Source organism: uncultured Campylobacter sp., assembly GCF_938030815.1.
Lineage (GTDB): Bacteria > Campylobacterota > Campylobacteria > Campylobacterales > Campylobacteraceae > Campylobacter_B.
Map to the genome: position 1 here is coordinate 1 of NZ_CALHII010000177.1, position 4161 is coordinate 4161.

Sequence of the window (4161 nt, forward strand, 5' to 3'; positions counted from 1 at the left end):
ACCTTTTCGCATCAAGGCGTGAATATCTCCACTATAAAAGCAAGCCTTTATAATATGATATTTTTTCCGTTGTTCGCGCCCTTGGCGGTGTTAGTGCTGTATTATTACCTGCCCGTTACGGGACGGTTTTTTAATCTTGCGCTGCTAAGCTTCGGATTTTTTATCGCTACGCTATGCGCTTGGGGCGTGCTTTTCGTGTTAATTAGGTTTTCTCTCAACGGCGTCATCATCCCAGAACTTGGCATTATCATGCCCATAACAGCGCTATTAGGCTTTGCAGCATTTTTGGTTTTTAAGCATCGTTAAGCCTTGATTTGTTAGAATGGCGCAAAATTTATCGATGGAAATTCTATGGATTATTCAAGCTTAGCCCGCAAATACGGCACCCCTTTATACGTTTACGATTTTAACGAGATACAAAAGAATTTCATAGCGCTCAAAGAGGCCTTCGCAGCGCGCAAATCGCTCGTTTGCTTCGCTATTAAAGCCAATTCTAACCTTAGCGTTTTAAAGTTTTTGTCAGATCTGGGTAGCGGCTTTGACTGCGTCAGCATTGGCGAGCTGCGCCGCGCTCTGTATATCGGCGCAAAGAGCTATAAGATCATATTCTCTGGCGTCGGCAAGCAAGACAGCGAGCTAGAATTTGCGCTAAAGTCGGACATCTTGCTGATAAATTTAGAAAGCGAAGCCGAGATGCTGCGCCTCGAGCAAATCGCACAAAAGCTAAATAAGCCCGCTCGCATCAGCATCCGCGTAAATCCAAACGTTGACGCCAAAACCCACCCCTACATCTCCACGGGGCTAAATGAGAACAAATTCGGCGTCAGTATCGAGACTGCGCGCAAGATGTATATCTACGCCAAAAAGAGCAAATTTTTAAATCCCGTCGGCATCCACTTTCACATCGGCAGCCAGCTCACGGAGATCGCGCCGATCTGTGACGCCGCAAAGATCGTAAGCGATCTGCTGCGAGAGCTGCGAGCTCTTGAGATCGATATAAAATTTTTCGACGTGGGCGGCGGCATCGGCATCCGCTACGAGGATGAAAAACAGATCGTGCTCTACGACTACGCGCAGGGGATTTTGCGCAGCCTAAGCGGTCTAGACGTCACGATCGTGTGCGAGCCGGGGCGCTTCATCGCGGGGGCTGCGGGGGTATTTCTTACCCGCGTGCTTTACGAAAAACAAAACTGCGGCAAGCGCTTCGTCATCGTTGACGGCGCGATGAACGATCTCATACGCCCGAGCCTCTACGGCGCGCACCACGCCATCAAGATCGTTAGCGCTTCGGAGGGTATAAATTTAGACGAATCCGGCGCGAGCGAAGTAAATTTAGGCGGCAGGGGCTCGGATCAAACAAGCGGTTCGGGCGCGGATGAAAAAATTTCAAGCGTAAATTTAGCCGCAGCGAGCCTCTGCGACGTCGTGGGGCCGATCTGCGAAAGCGGCGATTTTTTGGCCAAAGGCGTTAGCTTGCCTAGCCTGCAAAGCGGCGATCTGCTCGCGATCAAAAGCGCCGGCGCCTACGGGTTTTCGATGTCGAGCAACTACAACACCCGCTGTCGCGCCGCCGAGGTCGCGGTTTACGACGGACAGGACCGCCTAATTAGAAAGCGCGAAAGCTTTGATGATCTAATCGCGCTCGAAAAGGATCTCGTATGATCCGCGCGGCGAGCCGTCCAAAACGGGGCGCGATCTTAAATTTAAAATCCGAACGCGCAGCGGCTTTAAATTTTAACGCAGCAGCAAGTACGGTCTTAAATTTTAAACGCACCGCTGCTTTAAATTCCAAGCCAGGATGCGCCCCTGCTTTAAATTTCAAATCCAAACAAAATGCGCCTGTAAATTTTACGGCAAAACAAAGCCCCGCTTTAAATTTTAATCTCGGCTCTTTAAATTTCAAATCCCGCTGCGACGAATTTTATCGCGCCTTCTTAGCGCGCGGAAGCTACGGCGCAGTAATTGCAAGCGATGAAATTTTAAGTTCGCGCGGTAAGAATTTCAAAGCGCAAAGCGGCAAGAGCGGCGGCGTGAAATTTTTAAAACCGAAATTTAGGGGCGAGCAGAAGGAGGGCTATGATGCAAAACATCGATGATCTGCGCGTTTGTATTGATAGGCTGGATGATGAAATTTTGCGCCTTATCGACGAGCGCATGGGGTTCGTCAAAAAGATCGGCGAGCTGAAGCAGACCGCGGGCAGCGCAATCTACCGCCCGGAGCGCGAGCGCTCGATCATCAGCAGGCTGGACGGCGGAAAGGCGCGAAATTTAAGCAAAGAGGCGATCGAGGCGATATTTTTTGAAATTTTCTCGGTTTCGCGAAATTTAGAAAAACCGCAGATCGTCGCGTTTTTAGGGCCTTTCGGCACCTATTCGCACCAAGCCGCCAAAAGCCGCTTCGGCGCGGTAAGCTCCTATCTACCGCTCTCAAACATCGAGGCGGTCTTTAAGGAGCTTGATAGCGGCGAGGCCAAATACGGCGTCGTGCCGATCGAAAATAACACCGAAGGCGCGGTGGGAGCGACGCTTGATTGCTTGCGAAAATATGAGGGCGTCAAGATCGTCGCCGAAATTTATATGGATATCCACCACTGCTTTGCGAGCCACTGCGACGACGTAAGCACGGTAGAGCAGATATTCTCGCATCCGCAAGGATACAATCAGTGCCTTAAATTTTTAGACGATCACGGCCTTAGCGGCGTTAAATTTACCGCGACCAAATCTACCGCGCTTGCAGCGCAGATGGCAGCTGCCACGCCGCACTCCGCCGCGATCTGCTCCAAGATCGCCGCCGATCTTTACGGCGTGCCGATGATGTTTCAAAAGATCGAGGACAACTCCGCCAATCGCACACGCTTTTTCGTGCTGAGCGACTTTAAAAACCAAAAGAGCGACCGCAACAAAACGAGCATTCTAGCCAAAACTGACGACCGCCCGGGCGGGCTCGTGGACTTTTTGCAGATGTTTCGCAACGAGGGGATAAATTTAACCAAATTAGAAAGCCGCCCTGTTAAGCTTAAGGATTTTAAATGCGTCTTTTATGTCGATTTTGAGGGGCATGTGGATGATGAACGCGTGGCGCGCGTGTTGCAAAACGCGCAGAAAAACGGCCACGAAATCACCTGGCTGGGAAGCTATATAAACGGAGGGGAGTAATGAAATTTAACGAATTTGTAGAAAATCTAAGCAATTATGAAGCGGGGAAGCCGATCGAGCTTGTGGTGCGCGAGCTTGGCATCCGCAAGCAGGACGTGCTAAAGCTTGCCAGCAACGAAAATCCTTTCGGCACGAGCGAGGCGGTGCAGGAGGCGATCGCACAAAACGCGGCACGCGCACATCTTTACCCCGATGATTCGATGTATGAGCTAAAGGACGCGCTCGCCTCGAAATTCGGCGTAGAGCCGCAAAATATCATCATCGGCGCGGGCAGCGATCAGATCATCGAGTTTGCGCTGCACGCCAAGCTCAATTCGCGCCGCGCGATACTGCAAGCGGGCGTCACTTTCGCGATGTACGGCATCTACGCAAGCCACTGCGAGGCCAGGGTTTACAAAACGAGCGCGCAGGAGCACGATCTAGCCGAGCTTTTAAAAATTTATAACGCGCACAGGGATGAAATTTCGGTCATCTTTTTGTGCGTGCCGAACAACCCGCTTGGCGAGTGCTTGGATGCGGAGGCGGTGTATGAGTTCGCTCGAAGCGTGGATGAGGATACGCTTTTAGTGATCGATGCCGCATATAACGAATTTGCCGCGTTTAAAGATAAACGCAAGAGGCTTGATCCTAAGCTTTTAATTCAAAATTTTAAAAACGTGCTCTATCTAGGCACCTTCTCAAAGGTCTACGGCCTGGGCGGTATGCGCGTAGGCTACGGCATCGCGCCGCGGCAAATCATAAGCGCGCTTTATAAGCTGCGCCCGCCCTTTAACATCACGACGCTTAGCCTCGCAGCGGCGATTGCGGCGCTAAAAGACGAGGCTTTCGTGCAAAAAAGCCTGCAAAACAACGCCGCGCAGATGAGCCGCTTCGAGGATTTTGCGCGAGAGCAAAATTTAGAATTTAGTGCTTGACAATTAGTTAAATTTTGATATAATGGGATATGTTCTGTTAATGAATATATGGTCCGTTGGTCAAGGGGTTAAGACACCGCCTTTTCACGGC

At 50.7% G+C, this 4161-nt stretch carries 3 protein-coding genes and 2 pseudogenes; all 5 read left to right on the plus strand.

From position 1 onward, the window contains the following. Positions 1–306 (plus strand): annotated as a pseudogene (locus Q0277_RS06815) (permease); the annotation flags it as partial. A gap of 45 nt (positions 307–351) precedes the next feature. Continuing rightward, complete coding sequence (gene lysA / locus Q0277_RS06820) at positions 352–1662, plus strand: diaminopimelate decarboxylase (RefSeq protein WP_297996749.1); 1311 nt, start codon at positions 352–354, stop codon at positions 1660–1662. Beyond that, on the plus strand, positions 1659–2096 hold the full coding sequence (locus Q0277_RS06825) for a hypothetical protein (protein ID WP_297996751.1): 438 nt from the start codon (positions 1659–1661) through the stop codon (positions 2094–2096). The genes lysA and Q0277_RS06825 overlap by 4 nt, the downstream gene beginning before the upstream one ends. Then, a complete protein-coding gene (gene pheA / locus Q0277_RS06830) occupies positions 2080–3156 on the plus strand; it encodes a prephenate dehydratase (protein WP_297996752.1) in 1077 nt (358 codons plus the stop codon). The genes Q0277_RS06825 and pheA overlap by 17 nt, the downstream gene beginning before the upstream one ends. After that, positions 3156–4061, plus strand: a pseudogene (gene hisC / locus Q0277_RS06835) (histidinol-phosphate transaminase); the annotation flags it as partial. The gene pheA and the pseudogene hisC, both read left to right, overlap by 1 nt. Positions 4062–4161: the final 100 nt, after the last annotated feature.

Excerpts from the sequence above, each read along its gene's own strand:
- pheA (WP_297996752.1), top strand. The coding sequence starts at position 2,080 with ATGCAAAACATCGATGATCTGCGCGTTTGTATTGATAGGCTGGATGAT.
- lysA (WP_297996749.1), top strand. The coding sequence starts at position 352 with ATGGATTATTCAAGCTTAGCCCGCAAATACGGCACCCCTTTATACGTT.
- Q0277_RS06825 (WP_297996751.1), top strand. The coding sequence starts at position 1,659 with ATGATCCGCGCGGCGAGCCGTCCAAAACGGGGCGCGATCTTAAATTTA.